Origin of the sequence: Enterobacter cloacae complex sp. SHL022 (genome assembly GCF_049237785.1) — a bacterium.
GTDB lineage: Bacteria > Pseudomonadota > Gammaproteobacteria > Enterobacterales > Enterobacteriaceae > Enterobacter > Enterobacter hormaechei_C.
The window spans coordinates 775,301-798,310 of record NZ_JBMKJH010000001.1; the positions used below are offsets into that span (position 1 = coordinate 775,301).

Annotated in this window: 21 protein-coding genes; 9 read left to right on the forward strand and 12 right to left on the reverse strand. The window is 56.8% G+C overall.

The window, feature by feature from the left end; translation table 11 throughout:
• Nucleotides 1-57 precede the first annotated feature (57 nt).
• The 3 genes from ACOTZD_RS03650 to aegA form a co-directional block, all read right to left on the reverse strand.
• Nucleotides 58-1,101: a DUF1176 domain-containing protein gene (locus ACOTZD_RS03650; RefSeq protein WP_047653871.1), complete on the reverse strand. Its 1,044-nt coding sequence runs from the start codon at nucleotides 1,099-1,101 to the stop codon at nucleotides 58-60.
• Between the two features lie 106 nt (nucleotides 1,102-1,207).
• Entirely contained in the window at nucleotides 1,208-1,801 is a 594-nt protein-coding gene (gene nudK, locus ACOTZD_RS03655; protein WP_003863554.1) for a GDP-mannose pyrophosphatase NudK, read from the reverse strand.
• Nucleotides 1,802-1,868: 67 nt separating this feature from the next.
• Nucleotides 1,869-3,845 (reverse strand): formate-dependent uric acid utilization protein AegA, encoded by a 1,977-nt coding sequence (gene aegA, locus ACOTZD_RS03660; RefSeq protein ID WP_421636250.1) that lies wholly within the window; start codon nucleotides 3,843-3,845, stop codon nucleotides 1,869-1,871.
• 152 nt (nucleotides 3,846-3,997) lie between these two features.
• Between aegA and narQ the strand changes: the two genes are divergently transcribed.
• Together narQ and acrD are read left to right on the forward strand one after the other, a co-directional pair.
• Nucleotides 3,998-5,692 carry a nitrate/nitrite two-component system sensor histidine kinase NarQ gene (gene narQ, locus ACOTZD_RS03665; protein ID WP_174402150.1) on the forward strand — a complete coding sequence of 565 codons (1,695 nt, stop codon included), beginning with the start codon at nucleotides 3,998-4,000 and terminating at the stop codon, nucleotides 5,690-5,692.
• Between the two features lie 141 nt (nucleotides 5,693-5,833).
• A complete protein-coding gene (gene acrD / locus ACOTZD_RS03670; protein WP_003863561.1) occupies nucleotides 5,834-8,947 on the forward strand; it encodes a multidrug efflux RND transporter permease AcrD in 3,114 nt (1,037 codons plus the stop codon).
• A gap of 109 nt (nucleotides 8,948-9,056) precedes the next feature.
• Here acrD and ypfM read toward each other — a convergent pair whose 3' ends face one another.
• Nucleotides 9,057-9,116: a protein YpfM gene (gene ypfM / locus ACOTZD_RS03675; protein ID WP_015572204.1), complete on the reverse strand. Its 60-nt coding sequence runs from the start codon at nucleotides 9,114-9,116 to the stop codon at nucleotides 9,057-9,059.
• Nucleotides 9,117-9,503: 387 nt separating this feature from the next.
• On the opposite strand from ypfM, the gene ACOTZD_RS03680 reads away from it, so the two are divergent.
• From ACOTZD_RS03680 to ACOTZD_RS03690, 3 genes are read left to right on the forward strand one after another with little or no spacing between them, the layout of a single operon-like run.
• Complete coding sequence (locus tag ACOTZD_RS03680; protein WP_015572203.1) at nucleotides 9,504-9,860, forward strand: ArsC family reductase; 357 nt, start codon at nucleotides 9,504-9,506, stop codon at nucleotides 9,858-9,860.
• A gap of 3 nt (nucleotides 9,861-9,863) precedes the next feature.
• Nucleotides 9,864-10,991 carry a succinyl-diaminopimelate desuccinylase gene (gene dapE / locus ACOTZD_RS03685; protein ID WP_003863566.1) on the forward strand — a complete coding sequence of 376 codons (1,128 nt, stop codon included), beginning with the start codon at nucleotides 9,864-9,866 and terminating at the stop codon, nucleotides 10,989-10,991.
• 24 nt (nucleotides 10,992-11,015) lie between these two features.
• Complete coding sequence (locus tag ACOTZD_RS03690) at nucleotides 11,016-11,213, forward strand: YpfN family protein (protein WP_000383991.1); 198 nt, start codon at nucleotides 11,016-11,018, stop codon at nucleotides 11,211-11,213.
• Between the two features lie 98 nt (nucleotides 11,214-11,311).
• On the opposite strand, the gene ypfH is transcribed toward ACOTZD_RS03690, so the two are convergent.
• From ypfH to dapA, 6 genes are all read right to left on the reverse strand, one after another.
• Nucleotides 11,312-12,007, reverse strand: coding sequence for an esterase (gene ypfH / locus ACOTZD_RS03695; RefSeq protein ID WP_023314628.1), 696 nt, complete (start codon nucleotides 12,005-12,007; stop codon nucleotides 11,312-11,314).
• 88 nt (nucleotides 12,008-12,095) lie between these two features.
• Nucleotides 12,096-14,027 (reverse strand): tRNA(Met) cytidine acetyltransferase TmcA, encoded by a 1,932-nt coding sequence (locus ACOTZD_RS03700; protein ID WP_174402149.1) that lies wholly within the window; start codon nucleotides 14,025-14,027, stop codon nucleotides 12,096-12,098.
• Nucleotides 14,027-14,896 (reverse strand): neutral zinc metallopeptidase, encoded by an 870-nt coding sequence (locus ACOTZD_RS03705; RefSeq protein ID WP_001303362.1) that lies wholly within the window; start codon nucleotides 14,894-14,896, stop codon nucleotides 14,027-14,029. The genes ACOTZD_RS03700 and ACOTZD_RS03705 overlap by 1 nt, the downstream gene beginning before the upstream one ends.
• 120 nt (nucleotides 14,897-15,016) lie before the next feature.
• Entirely contained in the window at nucleotides 15,017-15,730 is a 714-nt protein-coding gene (gene purC / locus ACOTZD_RS03710) for a phosphoribosylaminoimidazolesuccinocarboxamide synthase (protein ID WP_003860538.1), read from the reverse strand.
• A 109-nt stretch (nucleotides 15,731-15,839) separates the two neighbouring features.
• Nucleotides 15,840-16,874 (reverse strand): outer membrane protein assembly factor BamC, encoded by a 1,035-nt coding sequence (bamC, locus tag ACOTZD_RS03715; RefSeq protein WP_003860539.1) that lies wholly within the window; start codon nucleotides 16,872-16,874, stop codon nucleotides 15,840-15,842.
• A gap of 16 nt (nucleotides 16,875-16,890) precedes the next feature.
• Nucleotides 16,891-17,769 carry a 4-hydroxy-tetrahydrodipicolinate synthase gene (gene dapA, locus ACOTZD_RS03720; RefSeq protein ID WP_003860542.1) on the reverse strand — a complete coding sequence of 293 codons (879 nt, stop codon included), beginning with the start codon at nucleotides 17,767-17,769 and terminating at the stop codon, nucleotides 16,891-16,893.
• A gap of 145 nt (nucleotides 17,770-17,914) precedes the next feature.
• Here dapA and ACOTZD_RS03725 point away from each other — a divergent pair, with 145 nt between their 5' ends.
• Both ACOTZD_RS03725 and bcp read left to right on the forward strand, forming a co-directional pair.
• Nucleotides 17,915-18,484, forward strand: a complete 570-nt coding sequence (locus ACOTZD_RS03725) for a glycine cleavage system transcriptional repressor (RefSeq protein ID WP_000213743.1) — start codon at nucleotides 17,915-17,917, stop codon at nucleotides 18,482-18,484.
• Complete coding sequence (bcp, locus tag ACOTZD_RS03730; protein ID WP_003860544.1) at nucleotides 18,484-18,954, forward strand: thioredoxin-dependent thiol peroxidase; 471 nt, start codon at nucleotides 18,484-18,486, stop codon at nucleotides 18,952-18,954. Before ACOTZD_RS03725 ends, bcp begins: the two co-directional genes overlap by 1 nt.
• An 82-nt stretch (nucleotides 18,955-19,036) precedes the next feature.
• Here bcp and ACOTZD_RS03735 read toward each other — a convergent pair whose 3' ends face one another.
• Nucleotides 19,037-20,101 (reverse strand): AI-2E family transporter, encoded by a 1,065-nt coding sequence (locus ACOTZD_RS03735; protein WP_003860546.1) that lies wholly within the window; start codon nucleotides 20,099-20,101, stop codon nucleotides 19,037-19,039.
• A gap of 220 nt (nucleotides 20,102-20,321) precedes the next feature.
• Between ACOTZD_RS03735 and bepA the strand changes: the two genes are divergently transcribed.
• Nucleotides 20,322-21,785 carry a beta-barrel assembly-enhancing protease gene (gene bepA, locus ACOTZD_RS03740; RefSeq protein ID WP_003860547.1) on the forward strand — a complete coding sequence of 488 codons (1,464 nt, stop codon included), beginning with the start codon at nucleotides 20,322-20,324 and terminating at the stop codon, nucleotides 21,783-21,785.
• 13 nt (nucleotides 21,786-21,798) lie between these two features.
• A complete protein-coding gene (gene arsC / locus ACOTZD_RS03745; protein WP_003860549.1) occupies nucleotides 21,799-22,155 on the forward strand; it encodes an arsenate reductase (glutaredoxin) in 357 nt (118 codons plus the stop codon).
• On the opposite strand, the gene ACOTZD_RS03750 is transcribed toward arsC, so the two are convergent.
• Complete coding sequence (locus tag ACOTZD_RS03750) at nucleotides 22,152-22,976, reverse strand: hypothetical protein (protein WP_003860550.1); 825 nt, start codon at nucleotides 22,974-22,976, stop codon at nucleotides 22,152-22,154. The two genes, arsC and ACOTZD_RS03750, sit on opposite strands and share 4 nt — an antisense overlap.
• Nucleotides 22,977-23,010 lie beyond the last annotated feature (34 nt).

The following is a 23,010-nucleotide window of genomic DNA, read 5'->3' on the forward strand; positions in this document are numbered from 1 at the left end:
CGATCTGCGTTGCCGGGTGGCGGCTGCGCCTGACCCGGCCTACAAATCGGCAAAACCCTACCTTGTGATCCACAGCGTGGGCCAGGCATCTGGCCCATTCCAGTTATCACAGCTTGGCTCTTCCGCGTAGCGTACCAGACGGAAGCGCTGGCCGTTAAAACGCCAGCGGGTCTGGATCCCACAGTCGCCAATCCCGCGTCCCAGCGCCAGCGTGGTCAGCTCGCGCGTTTTTTCATCGAAGCTGGCATTCATCAGCTCCATGTCGCTACTCTGGCTGGAAGGGGTAAACGGCAGACGCAATCTCACGCTCCTGGCCGCAAACGGTTTTTTACGCGACACCAGCCACGCCAGGTCGACGGTGTTGTACGCCCCCGCCTCACAGCTGATGATCATCAGCGCTTTGTCATCGGTCAGCGCGGTCACGCGCACCTCACGCCGGTTCGGATCGAGAGAGCACTGGCTGTGGTTCATGCGCCAGTTACCGTAATCCAGCAGATCGTTCAATTCGTTATGCGTCAGCGGCGTTGGCGTGGGGTTCACCACCGCCACCTTTTTTAATGCCGGCGCAGGCGGCACGCTCAGCGGTGGACTATCCCCTTTTTTAATCCATGCCGTTTCACTTCCGACGCGTTTTTGCTGGGCATCGATAAACAGCAGCGCCGCTTTCAGCCCGGCCAGAGAGATTGTCTGCTTCCCCCCGCGCAGAGTCAGCGCCTGACCTTCCTGAATGGTTTTCAGAAACGTGGTGATGGTGCCCGTATCGTCTGTTTTAAGATGCCAGGGGGTTAACTGCCAGTGTTGCGACGTGAGTTTAAGCGGCACATTGTCGAGCAGCAGGCGCGGGGCGATGTCAGGCTCTTTCACCGGAGGCGCCGAAAGCCCACCGAGATCAATGCGCAGGCTGGCGTCCGTTTTTGCCCCCGCACTGCGGCTCAGCGACATGACCAGACCGCGATGCTCGCCAGTGTTGCGCGCTACGCAGAAGTTCTGGTTATTGCAGGTCACCTGCCAGTCTGAAAAAGACTGCTGCGCAGGCGCAGCCCACACCCGAGGCGCGGGAAGCACGCAAATGAAGAAGAGAAGAAAAACGCAGTAGCGCATGAACGGCACAGCCCCGGAAACGAATAGGTCAATCTGGGGCGTATCTTCGTGCCCTGGGCGGGCTGGCTCAATCGGATTTATCGGATAGATTTATCTGAAATACAACTTATCGCGCTTCCGCCGCGGCATTCATCAGCCCGCTGGTTTGCAGATATTGCAACAGGATCACCGCTTTACCGTCGCGGATCTCGCCGCGTTTCACCATGTCGACAGCCTTAGCGAAAGGCATTTCCAGCACTTCAATGTCTTCGTCGTCCACGCCACCGCCCCGGTGCGTGCGCTGGGCATCGGTATATTCCGCAATGAAGAAGTGGATCAGCTCGGTGACCCCGCCAGGGGACATAAACAGCTCAAAGACTTTCTGCACCGTACCCACTTCAAAACCCGTCTCCTCAATGGCTTCTTTGCGGATACACACTTCCGGCTCATCGTCATCCAGCAGACCTGCACAGGTTTCAATCAGACGTCCGTCCGCGTTACCATTGACCCATGTCGCGATGCGAAACTGGCGGATCAGCACTACGCTTTGCTTTTCACGGTTATACAGCAGAATGGTTGCACCATTGCCCCGGTCGTAGACTTCGCGTTTATGGCGAATGACGTCCCCGTTCTTACGGGTGAGATCGTAAGTGATGTTACGCAGGACAAAGTAATTTTCAGAAAGGATTTTGTCTTTAATAACGCTAATGTTCAGGGACATACGGGCTCCACGGCAAAATGAGTCTGTTTATACTACGCCGTGAAGCCCGCTTTGTCGCCCGTCTGCGTTAATGCATGTTGCGCGGCGGCACGCCAAGCCAGTCCATGATCCCCTGCGCGGCATGGCGCCCTTCCGCCATCGCGGTGACCACCAGATCTGCACCGCGTACCGCATCACCGCCAGCAAAAATCTGCGGATTCGAGGTCTGGTAGCGATAACGGCTCTCCACGGAGGCCCTGATGCGCCCCCAGTCGTCGGTATCGACGCCCTGCGCCTTAAGCCACGGCATGGCGTGCGGATTAAACCCAAACGCCATGATCACCGCATCCGCTGGCATGACAAACTCACTGCCCGCCACCGGGACAGGACGACGCCGCCCCTGCGCATCCGGCTCGCCCAGACGGGTGCGCAGCATCCGGATACCGTTGACCTTCCCGTCGGTATCCAGCGTGAGCTCAACCGGCTGGACATTAAATTCAAAGGCCGCGCCCTCTTCTTTCGCGTTTTTAACCTCTTTCTTTGAGCCCGGCATGTTGGCCTCGTCCCGCCGATAGGCGCAGGTGACTTTCGCCGCGCCATGTCGCAGCGCGGTGCGCACGCAGTCCATCGCCGTATCGCCCCCGCCCAGCACCACCACGTTTAACCCCTGCGTGTCGATAAACGGCTCGTCTGCGGCAGGGTCAAGGCCCATCACGTTCCTCGTGTTCGCCACTAAAAACGGCAGCGCGTCGTACACGCCCGGCGCGTCTTCGTGAGGGATACCCGCTTTCATGGAACGATAGGTCCCTACGCCGATGAACAGGGCATCGTAGTCGTTTTGCAGTTGGGCCATCGATACGTCTTTTCCCACCTCGCAGTTCAGCTCGAAGCGGATGCCCATCGCGCTGAATATCTCTCTGCGCCGCGCTAACAGGGACTTATCCAGCTTGAAGGCCGGAATACCAAAGGTCAGCAATCCGCCGATTTCCGGATGGCGATCGTAGACCGTCACACCGACGCCGCTGCGCACCAGTACGTCGGCGCAGGCCAGCCCTGCCGGACCGGCACCGATGATGGCGACGCGCTTACCGACCGGTTTAACGTGGCTGACGTCCGGCGTCCAGCCCATCGCCAGCGCCCGATCCGAGATATACCGTTCGATATTCCCGATGGTTACCGCCCCTGACGCATCCCGCAGGGTGCAGGCGCCTTCACATAATCGATCCTGTGGACAGACGCGGCCGGTAATTTCCGGTAAACAGTTAGTCTGGTGAGAAAGCTCAGCCGCACCGATGATATCCCCCGCCCTGATCCGCTCAATCCACTGTGGAATATGGTTATGCAGCGGGCAGGTCCACTCGCAAATGCTGTGGTCGCCACATTTCAGGCACCGGGATGCTTCGCGCTGCGCCTGTTCCGGGCGAAACGGCAGGTAGATCTCGTTAAAATGACCTGCGCGCGCGTCGGGGCTGAGCTTATCCGGCTCACCGCGCGCCGGGGTGTTTTGCATCTGTTGCCGTTTGGTTTGCGGAGGGACTGACTGAACCGCCTCGCTGTGCCACGGCAGCGCGTCCAGCCTTGCGCTGCGCTGTCGGCGCTGTTTAACCAGCTTATCCAGCACGGCTGGGGTGGCGAGCGTAAGCACCTCTGCCGGGCAGTTTTCAACGCAGGCCGGGCCTTGCGGCCTTTCCAGGCAGAGGTCGCATTTGTGCGCCGAGGCCTTTACGCTGTCGTTTTCCAGCGGGGCGATCAGCATGTCCATCGTGCCAAACGGACAGGCCACCACGCAGGCTTTACAGCCAATGCATTTTTGTTGATTGACCTGTACGCTGTCGCTGTGTTGCGTGATGGCTCCGTTCGGGCAGCTTTGCGCGCAGGGCGCATTTTCACAGTGGTGGCAGGTCACGGGGCTTTTTCGCAAGCCTGAGGTAAGGACCGTAATGCGGAGATGAAAATGGCGCTCGCTCAGCGCGTGCTGCTCCCCGTTGTGCGCCATCACACAGGCAACTTCGCAGGCGCGACAACCGATACACTGTTGAGCGTTGGCCATAATAAAACGATTCATAACAACACCTGTTTTTGGTTCAATAACCTTATTCTTTCTATTGTTATCGTATTTACCCACAGCAGCATGGCGACGCAATGTTCAAATGCCCAGGAAGGCGAACTATTTCCAGTGAACCTGTGGCAGATCAATTTAATTCAGGAAGCCGATGAGTGACCGTTAAACGCCCCGTATCGGGAAGCCTGGCTCGGGCTTTCTTTTCGATGATTGTCTTGTCCGTTCTGATCAGCGCCATTGCGCTGGTTACACTCGCCAGCAGCCAGCGCGACGCCGAGGCGATTAACATCGCCGGATCGCTGCGCATGCAGAGCTACCGCCTGGGCTACGAAATGCAGCGCGCCAGCCCGTCGCTGGCGGAGCACCGCGCGGTCTGGCAGAAAACGCTGAGCGCGCCTGCGTTGCAGAAGCTAAACCGCTGGTACGTGCCAGAGGACGTCAAACAGCGTTACCAGCAGTTGCACCTTGGCTGGCAGGAGATGGACACGCGTATCGCCAGCGGCGATACCGGGTGGTATCAGAACCACATAGAGGATTTCGTGGGCAGGATAGATGCCTTTGTGCTGGCGCTTCAGCACTACACCGAACATAAAATTCAGCTGGTGATTTGCATGTCGCTGACGGGCGGCCTGGGCATCCTGCTGCTGGCGGTGGTGACCCTGCGGCGCATCCGCCGTCAGGTTGTGCTGCCGCTGAATAATCTGGTGGCGGCGAGCGAGCGTATCGAACAGGGCCAGTTCGACACTCCCGCGCCGGATATTATGCTTCCCAACGAGCTGGGCCAGCTTTCCCGCGCCTTCAACCATATGTCGGCGGAATTACACACCCTGTACCGTTCCCTTGAGCACTCCGTTGCCGAAAAAACCCGCCACCTGAATGAAGCCCATCAGCAGCTCGAAATGCTGTTCAAATGCTCACAGGCGTTGAATACCGGGCAGATAGACAGCCACTGCTTCCGGCATATTTTGCAGATTGTGCATGACTATACGCAGATGAATTACCTGCAATTGCGCACCAGTGACGACTGGCAGCTTTACGAAGGACTGGAGACCCCGGGCGAGAAAATGCACAATTTACCGGTGTTAATGCAGGATACCCTGTACGGCGAACTGCGCTGGCAAAGCGCGACCGGGGATGTTCCGCTGCCGCTCATGGAAAGCGTGGCGACGATGCTGGGCCGGGGGCTCTATTTCAATCAGGCGCAGAAACATTATCAGCAGTTGCTGCTGATGGAGGAGCGCGCCACCATCGCGCGCGAGCTGCATGATTCGCTGGCGCAGGTGCTCTCCTATTTGCGTATTCAGCTTACGCTGCTGAAGCATGCCGTGCCGGGCGACAATGCCCCGGCGCAGGCTATCATCACGGACTTCTCTCGCGAGCTGAATAACGCCTGGCATCAGCTACGCGAGCTGCTCACCACCTTCCGCCTGACGCTCAATCACGCCAATCTTCCTGCCGCGCTACAGGAGTCTCTTGACGGGTTGCAAAGCCAGACCAGCGCGAAGTTGGTGCTCGACTGCCGTCTCTCATCGCTGGCGCTGGACGCGCAAAAACAGGTGCACCTCTTACAGATTGTGCGTGAGGCAGTGCTGAATGCGATTAAACATGCCGACGCGAGCGAGATTGTGGTCAGCTGCGTCACCACCGCGGACGGCACTCACACAGTCACGATCCGCGACAACGGTATTGGTATCGGCGACGCCAGTGAACCGCCGGGGCATTACGGGCTGAATATCATGCGCGAACGCGCGGGACGGCTCGGCGGGACATTACACTTTTCTCAGCCGCCACAGGGTGGGACACAGGTCAGCGTAACGTTCCGGACGCCTGCGGCGCAGGCTGAAAAATAGCGGGAAAGAAGGCGCGCTGAAAAAAGCGCATGATAATTTACATTATCTCCTTTATTTCTCCACGTTTGACCTGGGCCTTACCGCTAAAGTTAGGCGGGCAATAAACAATAATGACGTGCAGCAAAACGAGGTCACACTTTAATGGCGAATTTTTTCATCGATCGCCCCATTTTTGCCTGGGTGCTTGCAATCCTGTTGTGTCTGACGGGTGTCCTGGCGATTACTTCCCTTCCTGTTGAGCAATACCCCGACCTCGCGCCCCCCAACGTGCGTATCACGGCGAACTATCCTGGCGCCTCGGCACAGACGCTGGAAAATACCGTCACGCAGGTTATCGAGCAGAACATGACGGGTCTTGATAACCTGATGTACATGTCCTCGCAGAGCAGTGCCACGGGCCAGGCGACGGTAACCCTGAGCTTTACGGCGGGCACGGATCCGGATGAAGCGGTGCAGCAGGTGCAAAACCAGCTGCAATCGGCCCTGCGTAAACTGCCTCAGGCGGTGCAGAACCAGGGGGTGACCGTGCGTAAAACCGGTGACACCAATATTTTGACCATCGCGTTTGTTTCAACCGATGGCTCGATGGATAAGCAGGACATCGCGGACTACGTCGCCAGTAATATTCAGGACCCGCTCAGCCGTATCAACGGCGTGGGTGATATCGACGCCTACGGCTCGCAGTACTCCATGCGTATCTGGCTGGATCCCAACAAGCTGAACAGCGTGCAGATGACCGCTAAAGATGTCACCGACGCTATCGAATCGCAGAACGCCCAGATTGCCGTGGGGCAGCTCGGCGGTACGCCGTCCGTGGACAACCAGGCGCTTAACGCCACCATCAACTCCCAGTCGCTGCTCCAGACACCTGACCAGTTCCGCAATATTACTCTGCGCGTGAATCAGGACGGTTCGGAAGTGCGTCTGGGGGATGTCGCCACCGTGGAAATGGGGGCGGAAAAATATGACTACCTGAGTCGCTTTAACGGCAATGCCGCGTCCGGACTGGGGGTAAAACTGGCCTCCGGCGCCAACGAAATGGCGACCGCGCAGCGGGTGTTAGAGCGTCTGGATGAACTGTCGCATTACTTCCCGCACGGACTGGAGTACAAAGTCGCCTACGAAACCACCTCATTCGTAAAAGCCTCCATCGAAGATGTGGTGAAAACCCTGCTCGAAGCTATCGCGCTGGTGTTCCTCGTGATGTACCTGTTCCTGCAAAACTTCCGCGCCACGCTGATCCCCACCATTGCGGTGCCGGTGGTGCTGCTGGGAACCTTTGCGGTGCTGTATGCCTTCGGTTACAGCATCAACACCCTGACCATGTTCGCCATGGTGCTGGCCATCGGCCTGCTGGTGGATGATGCCATCGTGGTGGTGGAAAACGTCGAGCGCATTATGAGCGAGGAAGGGCTTTCGCCCCGCGAGGCCACGCGCAAATCGATGGGACAAATTCAGGGCGCGCTGGTCGGTATCGCCATGGTGCTGTCGGCGGTATTTATCCCGATGGCATTTTTTGGCGGCACCACGGGCGCGATTTATCGCCAGTTCTCGATCACCATCGTCTCTGCAATGGTGCTCTCCGTACTCGTGGCAATGATCCTTACCCCTGCCCTGTGCGCGACGCTGCTCAAACCGCTGCATAAGGGCGAACACCACGGTCAAAAAGGCTTCTTCGGCTGGTTTAACCGCATGTTTAACCGCAATGCGGCGCGCTATGAAGCGGGCGTGGGTAAAGTACTGCACCGCAGCGTGCGCTGGATGGTGGTTTATGTCCTGCTGCTCGGCGGCATGGTGTTCCTGTTCCTGCGGCTGCCAACCTCGTTCCTGCCGCTGGAAGATCGCGGCATGTTTATTACCTCCGTACAGTTACCGAGCGGCTCGACCCAGCAGCAGACCCTGAAAGTGGTGCAGAAGGTTGAGAACTACTTCCATACTCAGGAGAAAGATAACGTGGTCTCCGTCTTCTCCACCGTCGGCTCTGGCCCCGGCGGTAACGGGCAGAACGTGGCGCGTATGTTTGTGCGCCTGAAAGACTGGGACCAGCGCGACAGCGATACCGGCTCCTCCTTTGCCATCATTGAGCGTGCAACCAAAGCGTTCAACAAAATCAAGGAAGCGCGCGTTTTCGCCAGCAGCCCGCCCGCCATCAGCGGCCTGGGCAGCTCAGCCGGGTTTGATATGGAGCTTCAGGATCACGCGGGTGCCGGGCATGACGCGTTGATGGCTGCTCGCGATAAACTGCTCGAGCTGGCCGGGAAAGATCCGCAGCTTACCCGCGTTCGTCATAACGGTCTGGATGACAGCCCTCAGCTACAGGTGGATATTGACCAGCGTAAAGCGCAGGCGCTGGGCGTCTCCATCGACGACATTAACGACACCCTGCAAACGGCATGGGGCTCAAGCTACGTAAATGACTTTATGGATCGCGGCCGCGTGAAGAAGGTCTACGTTCAGTCTGCCGCCAAATACCGCATGCTGCCGGACGATATCAACCGCTGGTATGTGCGCAATAACACCGGCGGCATGGTGCCGTTCTCGGCGTTTGCGACGTCACGCTGGGAGACCGGTTCGCCGCGTCTGGAGCGTTACAACGGCTATTCGGCGCTGGAGATTGTCGGTGAAGCCGCGCCGGGCGTCAGTACCGGTACCGCAATGGACATTATGGAAAAACTGGTTCAGCAGTTACCGACCGGCTTTGGCCTGGAGTGGACGGCGATGTCCTACCAGGAACGGCTTTCCGGCGCTCAGGCGCCTGCCCTGTATGCTCTTTCGCTGCTGGTGGTATTCCTTTGCCTGGCGGCGCTGTATGAAAGCTGGTCAGTGCCGTTCTCGGTGATGCTGGTGGTGCCTCTCGGGGTCATCGGCGCGCTGCTGGCAACCTGGATGCGCGGCCTGGAAAATGATGTCTATTTCCAGGTCGGACTCCTCACCGTGATCGGATTGTCGGCAAAAAACGCCATTCTGATCGTCGAATTTGCCAATGAGATGAATGCCAAAGGTCACGAACTGATGGCCGCCACGCTGCACGCCTGTCGTCAGCGCCTGCGTCCGATCCTGATGACCTCTCTGGCTTTTGTGTTTGGCGTCCTGCCGATGGCCACCAGCTCCGGCGCAGGCTCCAGCAGCCAGCACGCAGTGGGTACGGGCGTTATGGGGGGAATGATATCCGCGACGATACTGGCTATCTATTTCGTACCGCTGTTCTTTGTGCTGATACGTCGTCGTTTCCCGCTGAAGGATAAGCCGGAATAACCCGTTGAAATAAAAAAGGCGGCTTTACAGGCCGCCTTTTTATTGTGTGATTCTTTCACACTATGGTTATTTTAGTTAATTAAGTGCTCTTGCATTTCTTACCGGAAATTCATTTACGAAGCATGCCTTCGATAAAATCTTTCCAGTTCCCCAGTTCACGTTCAATCATAACAACCTCTCTTATTATTATGCGCATTCTACGAAAACGTATCATCATTGTGAAGCCACTTTAACCGATTGCTGTGATTGAGCCCCGCTGTACTGGTAGGTTTAGGATCACTATGAGCGTTGCCGGGTAAATTTTATGTGACCTACAGCAATATTTTGAAATAGTCGGAAAAATGACAGCATTTTTAATTTCCCCCTGAGTTTATTGGCAATTTAAACAGGGTGGACAACTATGCTTAAAAGATGAAAGACTATTCAGCTTACAGCTGTTCGTTGAATTATGGAGAATTGTAAATCCCGAAAAATTCCGAATGTGTTATATTCCGCTTCAGGATATATCTTCGAAAATATTGAACATTTAATCCACAAAAGAACAAAAGGATTCACTATGGTTGTGATGTACGGCATTAAAAATTGCGACACGATTAAAAAAGCCCGCCGCTGGCTGGAAGCACACAACATCGACTATCGCTTCCACGATTACCGTGCCGACGGGCTTGACCCCGCGTTTCTCCATTCCGCCATCAACGAACTGGGATGGGAAGCGCTGCTGAATACCCGCGGGACCACCTGGCGAAAACTGGATGAATCTCTACGGGCCACGATCAACGACGCCGACAGCGCAGCCAAACTGATGCTTGAAATGCCGGCAATCATCAAACGCCCATTGCTCTGCAAGCCAGGTCAGCCTATGCTGCTGGGTTTCAGTGAAACCCTTTATTCAGATTTATTCGTTGAGGTGTAGTCTATGTCATGCCCGGTCATTGAGCTGACTCAGCAGCTTATTCGCCGTCCTTCCCTTAGCCCGGACGACGCAGGTTGTCAGGCATTAATGATTGAGCGCCTGCGTGCCATCGGTTTTACCGTGGAGCACATGGATTTTGGCGATACGCAGAACTTCTGGGCATGGCGCGGTCAGGGGGAGACGCTGGCGTTTGCCGGACATACTGACGTAGTTCCCGCGGGCGACGCAGACCGCTGGATCAACCCGCCTTTTGAGCCGACCATTCGAGACGGCATGCTTTTCGGACGCGGCGCTGCGGACATGAAAGGTTCCCTGGCTGCGATGGTCGTGGCGGCAGAGCGTTTCGTCGCCCAGCATCCGAACCATAAAAACCGTCTTGCGTTTTTGATTACCTCCGATGAAGAAGCCAGCGCCCACAACGGCACCGTGAAGGTCGTTGAGGCGCTGATGGCGCGCAATGAACGTCTGGACTACTGTCTGGTGGGCGAACCGTCCAGCACCGAAGTGGTGGGCGATGTTGTGAAAAATGGCCGCCGTGGATCCCTGACCTGCAATTTGACTATTCATGGCGTGCAGGGCCACGTTGCCTATCCGCACCTGGCGGATAACCCGGTACACCGCGCCGCGCCGATGCTGAACGAACTTGTGAGCATTGAATGGGATAAAGGCAATGAATTTTTCCCGCCAACCAGCATGCAGATAGCCAACATCAAGGCTGGCACCGGCAGCAACAACGTCATTCCCGGCGATCTCTTCGTCCAGTTTAACTTCCGCTTCAGCACCGAACTGACTGACGAGATGATCAAAGCGCGAGTGATTGCGCTGCTCGAGAAATATCAGCTGCGCTATACCCTCGACTGGTGGCTGTCTGGCCAGCCGTTCCTGACGCAGCGCGGTAAACTGGTGGATGCGGTAGTGAACGCCATTGCGCACTATAATGAAATTAAGCCACAACTGCTGACAACGGGCGGCACGTCTGACGGACGCTTTATCGCCCGCATGGGCGCACAGGTTGTCGAACTGGGTCCGGTTAACGCGACGATTCACAAAATCAATGAATGCGTGAACGCTGCCGATTTACAACTGCTGGCCCGCATGTATCAACGTATTATGGAGCAACTCGTCGCCTGACGGGTGCTTAAAGAGGATTAGCGAATGGACTGGCTTTCAAAGTACTGGTGGATTCTGGTGTTGGTATTTCTGGTAGGCGTGCTGCTTAACGTGATTAAAGATCTCAAGCGCGTTGACCACAAAAAGTTCCTTGCCAACAAACCGGATCTTCCGCCGCACCGTGATTTTAACGACAAGTGGGACGATGAAGACGACTGGCCGAAGAAGGACCAGAAGAAGTAATTGTACACACCCCTCACCCCCGGCCCCTCTCCCCAGAGGGACGAGGGGGGTTTTGTTCCCTCTCCCTTTGGGGAGAGGGTTAGGGTGAGGGGAAATGTTTAAATAAACTCGACGATATCATCGTCATTCGGCTTAGCGCCGCTGAGCGCCTCATCAAAGTAGTGCTTCGGTACGGTATAACGCAGATGATCGAGCGCGAACTGCATGCTGCGATCGTCAATGGCATGCCCCAGATCGTCTACGATATCCAGCGTCACATCTCCGCCCTCGCGCATCAGCGTCTCCTGGGCGGCTACTGCATGCGAAAGCTCAATTACCCGGTCTTCACCCCCATGAATGAGATGGATCGTGGTCTGCGTGGTCGCGCTTTGCGGTAACGTCGCAAAACGCCCGTTAAAGGCAATCACGCGGGACACCAGTCCGGGCTGCGCTTTTACGCTTTCCAGCGACATGATTGAACCCTGAGAGAAGCCAATCAGCGCCGTTGCGTCGGCGCCTACGCCGCTCTGCTGCTGCCAGTAACGCACGGTATCGATAAAGGCTGGCATAACGGCATCAATACGCGCCTGACGATTCTCCTCCGTCACGCCCTCGACGGAAAACCACTGCCGACCGTCCGGACCGCACGGCTCCACGCCGCCGATGCTGACGATCAGCGCGTGTGGGAAAACGGGTGCAAACCAGCTGCCAATCTGTCCCATATTGACGGCATTGTCGCCCACGCCATGAAACAGAAGCAGGAGCTGTTTAGCAGGCGTATCCGGGCTTTGCACAACAAAATGGTCATGTTTCATGGCGATCTCCTTAATTGATAAGCAGGATTTTACGCCTCTGCGGGGTAATGACCATGCCACTTTACTGAAGAAGTCATTGAAAAAATTGTCATTGCAAAATGTCGGCTTTCAGCTGCTGGCTACGGGAGTAATCAAGCCTTTCAAGCGCGCGTGCGGTTTCCTCGCGTAGCTTCGCCAGCAACGCTTTGCGCCCGAAATCGTGCGTATTCCCTTCCATTTTCCCGCGCAGCGCCGGGAGTGGGATGTCCACGGCTAACACCAATCGCGTTAGCGCCGCAACCGAGGTTGAAAACGCCCGGTGAGCAAAGGCAAACCCCGCCAGCTCCAGCCAGTCATCACTATTAAGGGTAGCTTCCCATGCATCCGTCACCGGGATCTTTTCGCCATTCCAGGCCGACAGGACGCGCATATCACGACATAAACGCTGATGCGCCTGTTCGCAGAGCTGATGCCCCGCCTCGCTCAGCGGCAGCAACGCCATCGCCGTATAGCACCCGCTGCTGGCTTCCCGGTGGCTGCCCATCCGCACCAGCACAAACCCGCACTGCCGCCAGAAACGCCACAGCTCGTCGGTATAGCCAAAGCTGACCGAGAGATAATCTTCTCCGCTGGCACTGCGGATCAGCCGCTGGCCGATGCCTTCCCGCTGGCGATGGGGATGAACCGCAATGCGGCTGACGCGTCGGCCTTTCAGCGTCGCCGCGAGCGGCGAACCGCCGTGCGCCGCCAGCGACTGCGCCACCAGATTTCCACGCGGCCGACGAAACCCCGCCCATACTGCGCGGCTAAGTTCAGGGGGTAATCCCCCCTCCTCCACCAGCCAGAGCGCGCCCGCGATCTCCGCGCCCGCCTGAGCAACAGCAAAGTGCTGGCCGGGGGCGTCCATCATCCGGCGTAAATCGAGGGGGGACGTTCGGTAGTGCGCGGCACACAGCAGTTCATACACGCCTGCCCCGCGCGCCGGATCGTTCTCCCATATCCCGGGCTCCAGCGACGTTAAACGTACCTCCCCTGCCGGTTTGCGATCGATAAGCGCATCGTCGAACAGCAGCGCGTTCGCCACTATCCGCTCAAGGGGGCATCCGGCAGCCCAGCGAACTGGCGTGGATAAGGTATAGCGCCGCAGCCCGCTGAACCGGGCGCAGAACTTCAGCAGGAATCCCCTGCCCGTGCCTTCATAACCCTGCACCGTGGTGGTCAGCAACACGCGGGGAAAGCGCGACACCAGCTTCTCCAGCAGCGGGCCGGGGATGGCGGCTGCCTCATCGACAATCAGCCAGTCAGCTTCTGTGGTGGAGGCCAGCAGCGCATCCGGGGCCATAAAGTGAAAATGTTCCCCGGCGAAACGCGCGATGACATCCGTCGCCCCTTTTGCCGGTGCCGTCACTACTGCACTCCCCTGAATGCCGCTCAGCAACATGCCCGCCAGGGCGGACTTTCCCCGTCCGCGCGGCGCCGTCACGGCGACCACGCCCGCAGGCATGGTCAGAAGAGCGTCGAGGATTTCAGCCTGCTCGCGCTGCGGTTCACCGCTGGCGGGCTGCCAGGCGGGTAAATCTGGCGCAACGGGAAGGCACAGAGGACGATGTTGATGCCAGACGATGGCATCTGAATCGGCGGCAAGCATCCGGCAAAAGTGGTGAACAAAGTGCGGGGTGGCGATCGGCTCTGCGCTGTCGCTCCAGCGCAGAGAATCCCTGTCGGGCCTGTCGGCCCAGACGGAGAACGGCGGCACCAGCAGCACCAGAAGGCTTCCGGCGCGCAGGGTCCCGCTGAGGGCGGCGAAGGCCGAGACGTCAAACCCGTCTCGCGCGTCAAAAACGGCGTGCAGGTATTCACGTCCCAGCAGGCCGCTGATGGCCTTAGAGGGGTTTTCCTCCAGCCACAGCCAGTCTCCTGGTAACGTATCGCGCAGATGGGTCGCCTGGCTCAACGTCCACGCTTCATCGCCGCTGAGCACCACCAGCCGGCGGTGCCCGGTACGCTGAAGCTGGTTAACCAGCTGTTCAAACCCCAACATCACATAGCTTTGCCGAAGGTATTACACTGCGACGGGTTGCCGCTGTCGAAGCCACGCTTAAACCAGCTGTAGCGCTGCTCTGAGGTGCCATGGGTAAAGCTGTCCGGCACAACGCGCCCCTGGCTCTGCTGCTGCAAGCGATCGTCACCAATCGCCTGTGCGGCATTCAGGGCCTCTTCCAGATCGCCTGTTTCCAGCACGCCCTGCTGCTGCATGCTGTGTCCCCAGACGCCAGCGAAGCAGTCGGCCTGAAGCTCCATGCGTACGGACAGACGATTCACCTCCGCCTGAGACGCATTCTGCTGCATCTGACGCACTTTAGGCTCAATGCCGAGGAGCTTCTGCACATGGTGGCCGACTTCATGCGCGATCACGTAGCCCTGGGCAAAATCGCCGTCGGCGCCCAGCTTGCTTTTCATGTCGTCATAGAAGGAGAGATCGATATAGACGGTGCTGTCCGCCGGGCAGTAGAACGGCCCCATAACGGACTGCCCGGTGCCACAGCCGGTGCGGGTTGCGCCCCGGTACATCACCAGTTTTGGCGGCTGATAAGTCCGCCCCATTTTCTCGAACTGCTGACCCCAGGTATCTTCGGTCGTCGCGAGAATAACGGAAGTAAATTTCGCCGCTTCATCTTCATTCGGGCTGATGGAGCGCTGAGAATACTGCTGCTGTTGCCCGGTTTCACCGGTCATCAAACCGGTCAGGTCGACACCGTAGTAGCCCGCCACCAGCACGACGACCAGCAGAATAATGCCGCCCTTGCCGCTGGGTAGCCGGAAACCTGGCCCGCCCATAGACGGACCACCGCCACCACTGCTGCGTCTGTCTTCTACGTTGTCACTTTCACGACGCCCTTGCCAGCGCATAAACACCTCGAACTATTCCATTTATAATAGCTATGATCGTAGGCGGTTAATGAAAGGATTACCATAGTAAACAAGGATAAGACGCCAAAGGATGCCCACATCCTTTGGCAAATGCGCAGTTTAGTCGAGCTTAACGCCTAAACGGTGAGCAACCGCTTCGTACGCTTCGACCACGCCACCCAGACTCTGGCGGAAACGGTCTTTGTCCATTTTATCCAGCGTCTCTTTGTCCCACAGGCGGCTGCCGTCCGGAGAGAATTCGTCGCCCAGCACCACTTCGCCTTTGTACAGACCGAACTCCAGCTTGAAGTCGACCAGGATCAGGCCCGCGTCATCAAACAGCTTTTTCAGCACGTCGTTGGCTTTGTAGGTCAGTTCCTGCATGCGCGCCAGGTTCTCTTTGCTTACCCAGCCGAAGGTTTCACAGTAGGATTCGTTGACCATCGGGTCATGCATGGCGTCGTTTTTCAGGAACAGATCGAACAGCGGTGGATTCAGTTCGATACCTTCTTCAATGCCCAGACGCTTCACCAGGGAGCCTGCGGCACGGTTACGGATCACGCACTCAACCGGCACCATATCCAGTTTTTTTACCAGACATTCCGTATCGGACAACAACGCTTCCATCTGAGTCGGGATACCGGCTTCGGCCAGTTTGGTCATAATGAAGTGGTTGAACTTGTTATTCACCATGCCCTTACGATCGAACTTCTCAATGCGTGCGCCGTCTCCTGCTGACGTATCATTGCGGAATTCGAGCACCAACAGATCCGGGTTTTCCGTGCTGTATACGGTTTTCGCTTTGCCACGATACAACTCAGCTTGCTTCTGCATCTTCATTACTCCTGGTGTGATGATTTGTATTCAAAACTGGCCATATTATGCCACGCACACGTTTGCGTAGCACGAAAATAAAAAGGGCTGGATTAACCAGCCCTCACTATTATTTGCTGAATGCGGCCTGGAAGGCAGCGACCAGCGCATCGTTCTGCGCCTGGGTCAGCGTGTGTCCTTTCGGATCGATAAATTGCAGGCTGCTGCGGTTATCGAGGTCGCCGACCTGGATTTTGTAGTCACCGGAAGGCAGCTGTGGATCGCTTGCCCCCAACTCCTGCCAGGCGCTATCAGACAGCGGCTTATAGGTCGCTGTGATACTGCCCGTTGAACGGGTGCTGTCAGTCACCTTCATGCCCACTTTTTCAAGCGTTGCTGGCAGACGCTGCCAGGTCTGGTTAAACGGCGCACGCACCACCAGCATCGGCAGACCGGTATCGTCTGCACCGCTCTGCACGTCAAAGGTTGAGCCGTTACGGTTCTGCGCGGCGTTTGCGGCATCGGTAGCGTTCTTATCCAGACCCGCTGCAATCACGTTCAGCATTTCAGTGCTGTAGCGCTGCATGGCGGACGGATCGGCAACCGGTTTACCTGCCTGCTCAAGATTCAACAGCTTAACGGTAACCGCCTGCTGATAACCCTGCGGCTTAACGGAGACTTGATAACGACCACGGTACTGCTGGTCTTCATCGAGACGGTTCCACTCAATCCAGTCGGTGGTTAAAGCTTGGCTGGCGTCGTCGCGTTTATCAATCGTATAGTTTTTCGACTGAATGACGCTTACAACCTGCGGCCACAGCGTTGTACCGCGTGCGCTTTCCACCAGCAGAGAAGCTGTATCACCGGTGAACTGCGTGCGCGCGCCGCTCACGAGCGCCAGAGGCTGAGCTGGCGGACGAATATCGAGCGCTTTACCCACCAGGCCGCTGCCGTTGGTAACCGGAATATTATAATCACCGTTCTGGATCGGCAGGATCATGCCGGCAGGCGCGTGAAGTTCAGCAAGCGGCGGCGCATCCAGATAGGATTCATCACCGCTCACCTGGCGCTTGTAGCGCGAGTCTGAACTACAGGCAGCGAGGAGCATAACAAGCGAAACACCCGCAACCTTCGCCAGGCGCGACTTCTGTACTGAATAAGCCATCAAATCTCCCTAAACTTTACAGCAAACCGGCATGCTTCAGCGCGCCAGCGACAATTTCACGACCGTGGTCGGTAATCGGTGTCATTGGCAGACGCAGCGTGTCGGTTGCTACAAGCCCCAACTCCTTACATGCCCATTTCACTGGGATCGGATTGGGTTCGACAAATAATTTATTGTGCAACGGCATCAGACGCTGATTAATCACGCGAGCTTCATCAAAGTGACCGGCTGCGGCCAGTTTGCACATGTCAGCCATATCGCGCGCCGCCACGTTCGCCGTCACGGAAATCACGCCGTTACCACCGAGCTGCATAAAGTCCAGCGCGGTCGCATCATCACCGCTCAACAGGATAAAGTCGTCTGAAACCAGCTCTTTGATCTGATGAACGCGGCTTAAGTTCCCTGTCGCCTCTTTAATCCCGATAATATTTTTTACTTTCGAGAGACGGCCAACGGTTTCCGGCAGCATATCGCAACCGGTACGGGACGGCACATTATACAGAATTTGTGGCAAGTCAGTATGTTCAGCGATGGCTTTGAAATGCTGGAACAAACCTTCCTGAGTAGGACGGTTGTAATAAGGGGTCACCGTCAGACAGCCGACAATGCCGCTGTCGTTAAAACGTTGGGTCAGACTGATAGCTTCTGCGGTTGCGTTTGCGCCCGTCCCCGCGATGACCGGAATACGCCCGTCCGCCAGTTCCAGGGTCAGCATCACAACGTCGCCGTGCTCTTCGTGGCTCAGCGTAGCGGATTCACCGGTAGTCCCTACCGAAACGATCGCCGAGGTTCCATTGGCGACATGGTAATCAATGAGCTTCTTCATGCTTGACCGGCAGACATTACCTTTTTCATCCATCGGTGTAACAAGCGCGACAATACTTCCCGTGAACATGAGCCATCCTCTGTGCGAACAAGAGCCTCAATGTTACGTTTGGAACTGTAATAAAAGCAAGCGACCTGAGGCTCTCAGGCGGTTGTATGCATGTTTTTTTTATGCTTTCCTTAGGAAGACTTAACCACGCAAAGGAAGAACAGGTTTGACAACCTCATCACAACATTACCTGGTTATCACTGCGCTGGGTGCTGACAGGCCGGGTATCGTGAATACCATCACTCGCCACGTGAGCAGCTGCGGCTGCAACATCGAAGACAGCCGGCTGGCTATGCTTGGCGAAGAGTTCACGTTCATCATGCTGCTTTCCGGAACATGGAATGCCATTACCCTCATCGAATCTACCCTGCCGCTGAAAGGCGCAGAGCTGGATTTACTGATTGTGATGAAGCGCACCACCGCGCGCCCGCGTCCGGCTCTGCCTGCCACGGTCTGGGTACAGGTTGAAGTGCCTGATTCACCTCATCTGATTGAACGTTTTACGGCGCTGTTTGACAGCCATCAGATGAACATTGCCGAACTGGTTTCCCGCACGCAGCCGGGCGATGAAAACGCAATCCCGACGCTGTTTATTCAAATTACCGCACACAGCCCTGCCTCGCAGGATGCGTCAAATATCGAGCAAGCGTTCAAAGCCCTCTGTACAGAATTACACGCGCAAGGCAGTATAAGCGTCGTCGATTATTCGCAGCACGAACAGGATGGAGTTGAGTAATGAACCCACTGAAAGCCGGTGATATCGCACCGAAATTTAGCTTACCGGATCAAGACGGCGAGCAAGTAAATTTGACCGACTTCCAGGGACAGCGTGTTCTGGTCTATTTCTACCCGAAAGCCATGACCCCGGGCTGTACCGTACAGGCCTGCGGTCTACGCGACAACATGGATGAGTTGAAAAAGGTCGGTGTGGAAGTGCTGGGCATCAGCACCGATAAGCCAGAGAAGCTGTCACGTTTTGCGGAAAAAGAGCTGCTGAACTTCACGCTGCTTTCCGATGAAGACCACCAGGTTTGCGAGCAGTTTGGCGTCTGGGGTGAGAAGTCCTTTATGGGCAAAACGTACGACGGTATTCACCGTATCAGCTTCCTGATTGGCGCTGACGGTAGAGTTGAGCACGTGTTTGATGATTTCAAAACCAGCAACCACCACGACGTGGTGTTGAAGTGGCTGAAAGAAAGTGCCTGAAAGTGAGTGTCGGGTGGCGGCTTCGCCTTACCCGACCTACAAGAATAAGTAGGCCGGGTAAGCGCAGCGCCACCCGGCAAAACTACTTCTCCTCCACCGCCGGCACATCCGGCCACGCGTGGACCACGGCTTTAATCAGCGTCGCCAGCGGAATGGCGAAGAACACGCCCCAGAATCCCCACAGCCCGCCGAAAATCACCACTGACAGGATAATCACCAGCGGATGCAGGTTAACGGCTTCTGAGAACAGCACCGGTACCAGCAGGTTCCCATCCAGTCCCTGAATAATCAGGTATACGGCGAAACAGCTCCAGAACTCCGTACCCAGACCAAACTGGAACAGCGCCACACCGACTACCGGAATGGTCACCACAAACGCGCCGATATACGGGATCAGAACCGAGAATCCGACCAGCACCGCCAGCAGCAGCGAGTAGTTCAGCCCGAAGATCACGAAGCCAATCCAGGTCGCCACGCCCACCACAATCATCTCCAGCACTTTGCCGCGAATGTAGTTGGTGATCTGCTGGTTCATCTCCTGCCAGACCTGACCGGCGAGACCGCGATTGCGCGGCAGCACGCGGCGCACCGCGTTCAGCATCTGCTCTTTATCTTTGACTAGGAAAAACACCATTAGCGGCACGAGAACAAGGTAAACCGCCAGCGTCAGCAACCCCACCAGCGAGGCCAGAGAGTATTTCACCACCGAATCACCCATGGTCATGATGCGGGCGCGCATGTTTTCGGCCATCGCATCGATGATCCCGGCGTCCATCAGCGCAGGATAGCGGCGCGGCAGCGTGGCGGCAAAATCAGACAGTTTATTCAGCATGCCGGGCATATCACGGATCAGGTAGATCCCCTGTTGCCAGGCGATGGGCATCACCACGAAGGACATCAGCAGCAGAATGCCGACAAACAGCACCAGGACAATGCTGGTCGCCCAGCGGCGGGAACAGCCGATATGTTCCAGACGCGCGGTGGGCCACTCCAGCAGATACGCCAGTACAATCGCCACCAGTAGCGGTGCCAGCAGGCCACTAAAGAAGAACAGGATACCGAATCCGGCAACCAGAATGACCAGCAAAGCAATGGCTTCCGGGTCGCTAAACCGACGCCGATACCACTGCATTAACATTTCGAGCATACAACCCTTCCCTGAATCGAATGGCGGGAGTGAGACGGTGAATTGTATCTAACTGTCACAAAAAAGACTTTCCTTTTTGTTTCACTGTCAGGTTTCGCAAAACCCTGATGAATGGGATTTTCTTCATCTCTTAACACGGCTACACTCGCAGAGCAGCGGAGATGAACGTTATGCGGGTTCATCGGTCAAATTAGCACATCCAAAATACAGGACAGTGGTTATGTTCAGGCAGTTGAGAAAAACACTGGTTGCGACACTGATTGCCGCCGTGACGGTGGGTCAGGTGTTGCCCGCTTTCGCTGACTCGTCCGATTCATTGCCGGACATGGGCACCACGGCAGGAAGCACGCTCTCCATCGGGCAGGAGATGCAGATGGGTGATTATTACGTACGCCAGCTGCGCGGCAGTGCTCCGCTGATTAACGACCCTTTGCTGGTGCAGTACATCAACGGTCTGGGGATGCGGCTGGTGGCGCACGCCGACTCGGTAAAAACGCCCTTCCATTTCTATTTAATCAATAACGACGAAATCAACGCCTTCGCCTTCTTTGGCGGGAACGTGGTGCTGCATTCGGCGCTGTTCCGTTATTCCGATAACGAAAGCCAGCTGGCGTCCGTCATGGCGCACGAAATTTCGCACGTCACCCAGCGCCATCTGGCGCGTGCGATGGAAGATCAGAAGCGTAACGCCCCCCTGACCTGGGTGGGCGCGCTGGGTTCCATTTTGCTGGCGATGGCCAGCCCGCAGGCCGGGATGGCGGCGCTTACCGGGACGCTGGCGGGGACGCGTCAGGGGATGATCAGCTTTACCCAGCAGAACGAGCAGGAAGCAGACCGCATCGGCATTCAGGTTTTACAGCGTTCCGGCTTTGACCCGCAGGCCATGCCGAGCTTCCTGGAAAAACTGCTCGACCAGGCACGCTACTCGTCGCGCCCGCCTGAAATTCTGTTGACCCACCCGCTGCCGGAAAGCCGACTCTCGGATGCCCGTAACCGTGCCAACCAGATGCGTCCGGTCGTGGTGCAGTCTTCGCAGGATTTCTACATGGCCAAAGTGAGAACGCTTGGCATGTACAACTCCGGACGTAATCAGCTCACCAGCGATCTGCTGGACGCGCTGGCGAAAGGCAACGTGCGCGAGAAAAACGCGGCGCAGTATGGTCAGGCGCTCCAGGCGATGGAGGCCAGCAAGTACGATGAAGCGCGTAAAGCGCTACAGCCGCTGCTGGCGTCGGCGCCTGACAATCCATGGTATCTTGACCTCGCCACCGATATCGATCTGGGGCAGAAAAAAGCGACCGATGCGATCAATCGTCTGAAAGGGGCGAAAGACATTCGCAACAATCCGGTATTGCAGCTTAACCTGGCGAACGCCTACCTACAGGGCGGCCAGCCCGGCGAGGCGGTGACCATTCTGAACCGCTACACCTTTAACAATAAAGATGACCAGAACGGCTGGGAACTGCTCGCCCAGGCCCAGGGGCAACTGGGTAACCGCGATCAGGAGCTGGCCGCGCGTGCGGAAGGCCTGGCGCTGGCGGGTCGCCTCGATCAGGCCATTTCCCTGTTGAGCAGCGCCAGCTCACAGGTGAAGCTTGGCAGCCTGCAACAGGCCCGCTACGATGCGCGAATCGACCAGCTGCGCGGCCTGCAACAACGCTTTAAGCCGTACGAGAAGATGTAATAAAGGAGAAGTCATGACAGACGCGGTAAAAATTTACCATAACCCTCGCTGCTCCAAGAGCCGCGAGACGCTGAATCTGCTGAAGTCTAACGGCATCGATCCGGAAGTGGTGTTGTATCTGGAGACGCCGCCGGATGCGCAGACGATCCGCCAGCTGCTGAAGATGCTTAACATGGGCAGCGCACGCGACCTGATGCGTCAGAAAGAAGATCTGTATAAGTCGCTTAATCTGAACGATACCAGTCTCACTGAAGATCGGCTGATTCAGGCGATGGTCGACAATCCTAAGCTGATTGAGCGCCCGATTGTCGTGGCGAACGGCAAGGCGCGTATAGGCCGTCCACCGGAAGACGTGCTCGGGATCGTCTAATCGTTACGCCGCAGCGCTTCCAGAAACGCCTGCGGCGTACGCTCTCCCAGCTTTTTCTGCGCTTTTCCCCGGTTGTAAAACTCACACAGTTGGATCAACAGCGCTCCCGCCGGTTCACTGTTCACCCGCGGAATGATCTCACGTAACGGCACGGTGGCCTGAAGGGCAAGATAATACTGTGAATGCACTTTTACGGTGACGTTATGCTCCGGCAAGTTCACTGCTAGCCCAAAAGTCTCAACAGATTGAATATCAGCCGGACAGGCAGCCAGCACCTCGTTCGTCCAGCGGGTCAGCAACTGCGGCGAGACACCGGCATAAAGCCGGGCGTAGCACCAGCCGCTAACGGGTTCACGCGCCCAGAGCAGGTGTTGCTCCCCACCGTCGTCCATATGCAGCGATAGCGGCTGATGATGCAGAAGTAGCTTCTGCGGCATGATACCGGCCTTCAGCGCCTTTTTGCCCTGCAACGACGCCCCCTTTTGTCTTACCGAAGCCGGTTTGAGGTAGCGGTTCAGGGTCGCGCGGGAAACGGCGATCCCGAGTCCGTCATTCACCAGCAGCAGCAGTTCATCCAGCGGTGCACCGGTGATATCACGCAGAGCATTTATCAGTGCTGCCTGCTCTTGTCTCAACGCTTTATGTATCACTTTTGGCGTGGTGTGGTTATCCGAAACCTGGTCGCGGTTGCGCCAGCGCCTGACGGTGGTGACCGAGATACCCAACTCAACGGCAAGCTCTCTGTCGCTTTTATCTGACTGCTGAAGATAACGACGGATACGCGGTGTGGTGGTGGCGTTGGCATGCAGTTTGATTTCCATCGCGTCTCTCTCCGCAACTAATCTTATGAGATTT

Bases quoted from the DNA above. Each gene is read 5' to 3' on its own strand.
- ACOTZD_RS03750 (WP_003860550.1), bottom strand. From the start codon at position 22,976: ATGGAAATCAAACTGCATGCCAACGCCACCACCACACCGCGTATCCGT.
- purC (WP_003860538.1), bottom strand. From the start codon at position 15,730: ATGCAGAAGCAAGCTGAGTTGTATCGTGGCAAAGCGAAAACCGTATAC.
- bcp (WP_003860544.1), top strand. From the start codon at position 18,484: ATGAACCCACTGAAAGCCGGTGATATCGCACCGAAATTTAGCTTACCG.
- acrD (WP_003863561.1), top strand. From the start codon at position 5,834: ATGGCGAATTTTTTCATCGATCGCCCCATTTTTGCCTGGGTGCTTGCA.
- aegA (WP_421636250.1), bottom strand. From the start codon at position 3,845: ATGAATCGTTTTATTATGGCCAACGCTCAACAGTGTATCGGTTGTCGC.
- bepA (WP_003860547.1), top strand. From the start codon at position 20,322: ATGTTCAGGCAGTTGAGAAAAACACTGGTTGCGACACTGATTGCCGCC.
- nudK (WP_003863554.1), bottom strand. From the start codon at position 1,801: ATGTCCCTGAACATTAGCGTTATTAAAGACAAAATCCTTTCTGAAAAT.
- ypfH (WP_023314628.1), bottom strand. From the start codon at position 12,007: ATGAAACATGACCATTTTGTTGTGCAAAGCCCGGATACGCCTGCTAAA.
- bamC (WP_003860539.1), bottom strand. From the start codon at position 16,874: ATGGCTTATTCAGTACAGAAGTCGCGCCTGGCGAAGGTTGCGGGTGTT.
- ACOTZD_RS03680 (WP_015572203.1), top strand. From the start codon at position 9,504: ATGGTTGTGATGTACGGCATTAAAAATTGCGACACGATTAAAAAAGCC.
- ACOTZD_RS03690 (WP_000383991.1), top strand. From the start codon at position 11,016: ATGGACTGGCTTTCAAAGTACTGGTGGATTCTGGTGTTGGTATTTCTG.
- ACOTZD_RS03705 (WP_001303362.1), bottom strand. From the start codon at position 14,896: ATGCGCTGGCAAGGGCGTCGTGAAAGTGACAACGTAGAAGACAGACGC.
- ACOTZD_RS03700 (WP_174402149.1), bottom strand. From the start codon at position 14,027: ATGTTGGGGTTTGAACAGCTGGTTAACCAGCTTCAGCGTACCGGGCAC.
- arsC (WP_003860549.1), top strand. From the start codon at position 21,799: ATGACAGACGCGGTAAAAATTTACCATAACCCTCGCTGCTCCAAGAGC.
- ACOTZD_RS03650 (WP_047653871.1), bottom strand. From the start codon at position 1,101: ATGCGCTACTGCGTTTTTCTTCTCTTCTTCATTTGCGTGCTTCCCGCG.
- dapA (WP_003860542.1), bottom strand. From the start codon at position 17,769: ATGTTCACGGGAAGTATTGTCGCGCTTGTTACACCGATGGATGAAAAA.
- dapE (WP_003863566.1), top strand. From the start codon at position 9,864: ATGTCATGCCCGGTCATTGAGCTGACTCAGCAGCTTATTCGCCGTCCT.
- ACOTZD_RS03735 (WP_003860546.1), bottom strand. From the start codon at position 20,101: ATGCTCGAAATGTTAATGCAGTGGTATCGGCGTCGGTTTAGCGACCCG.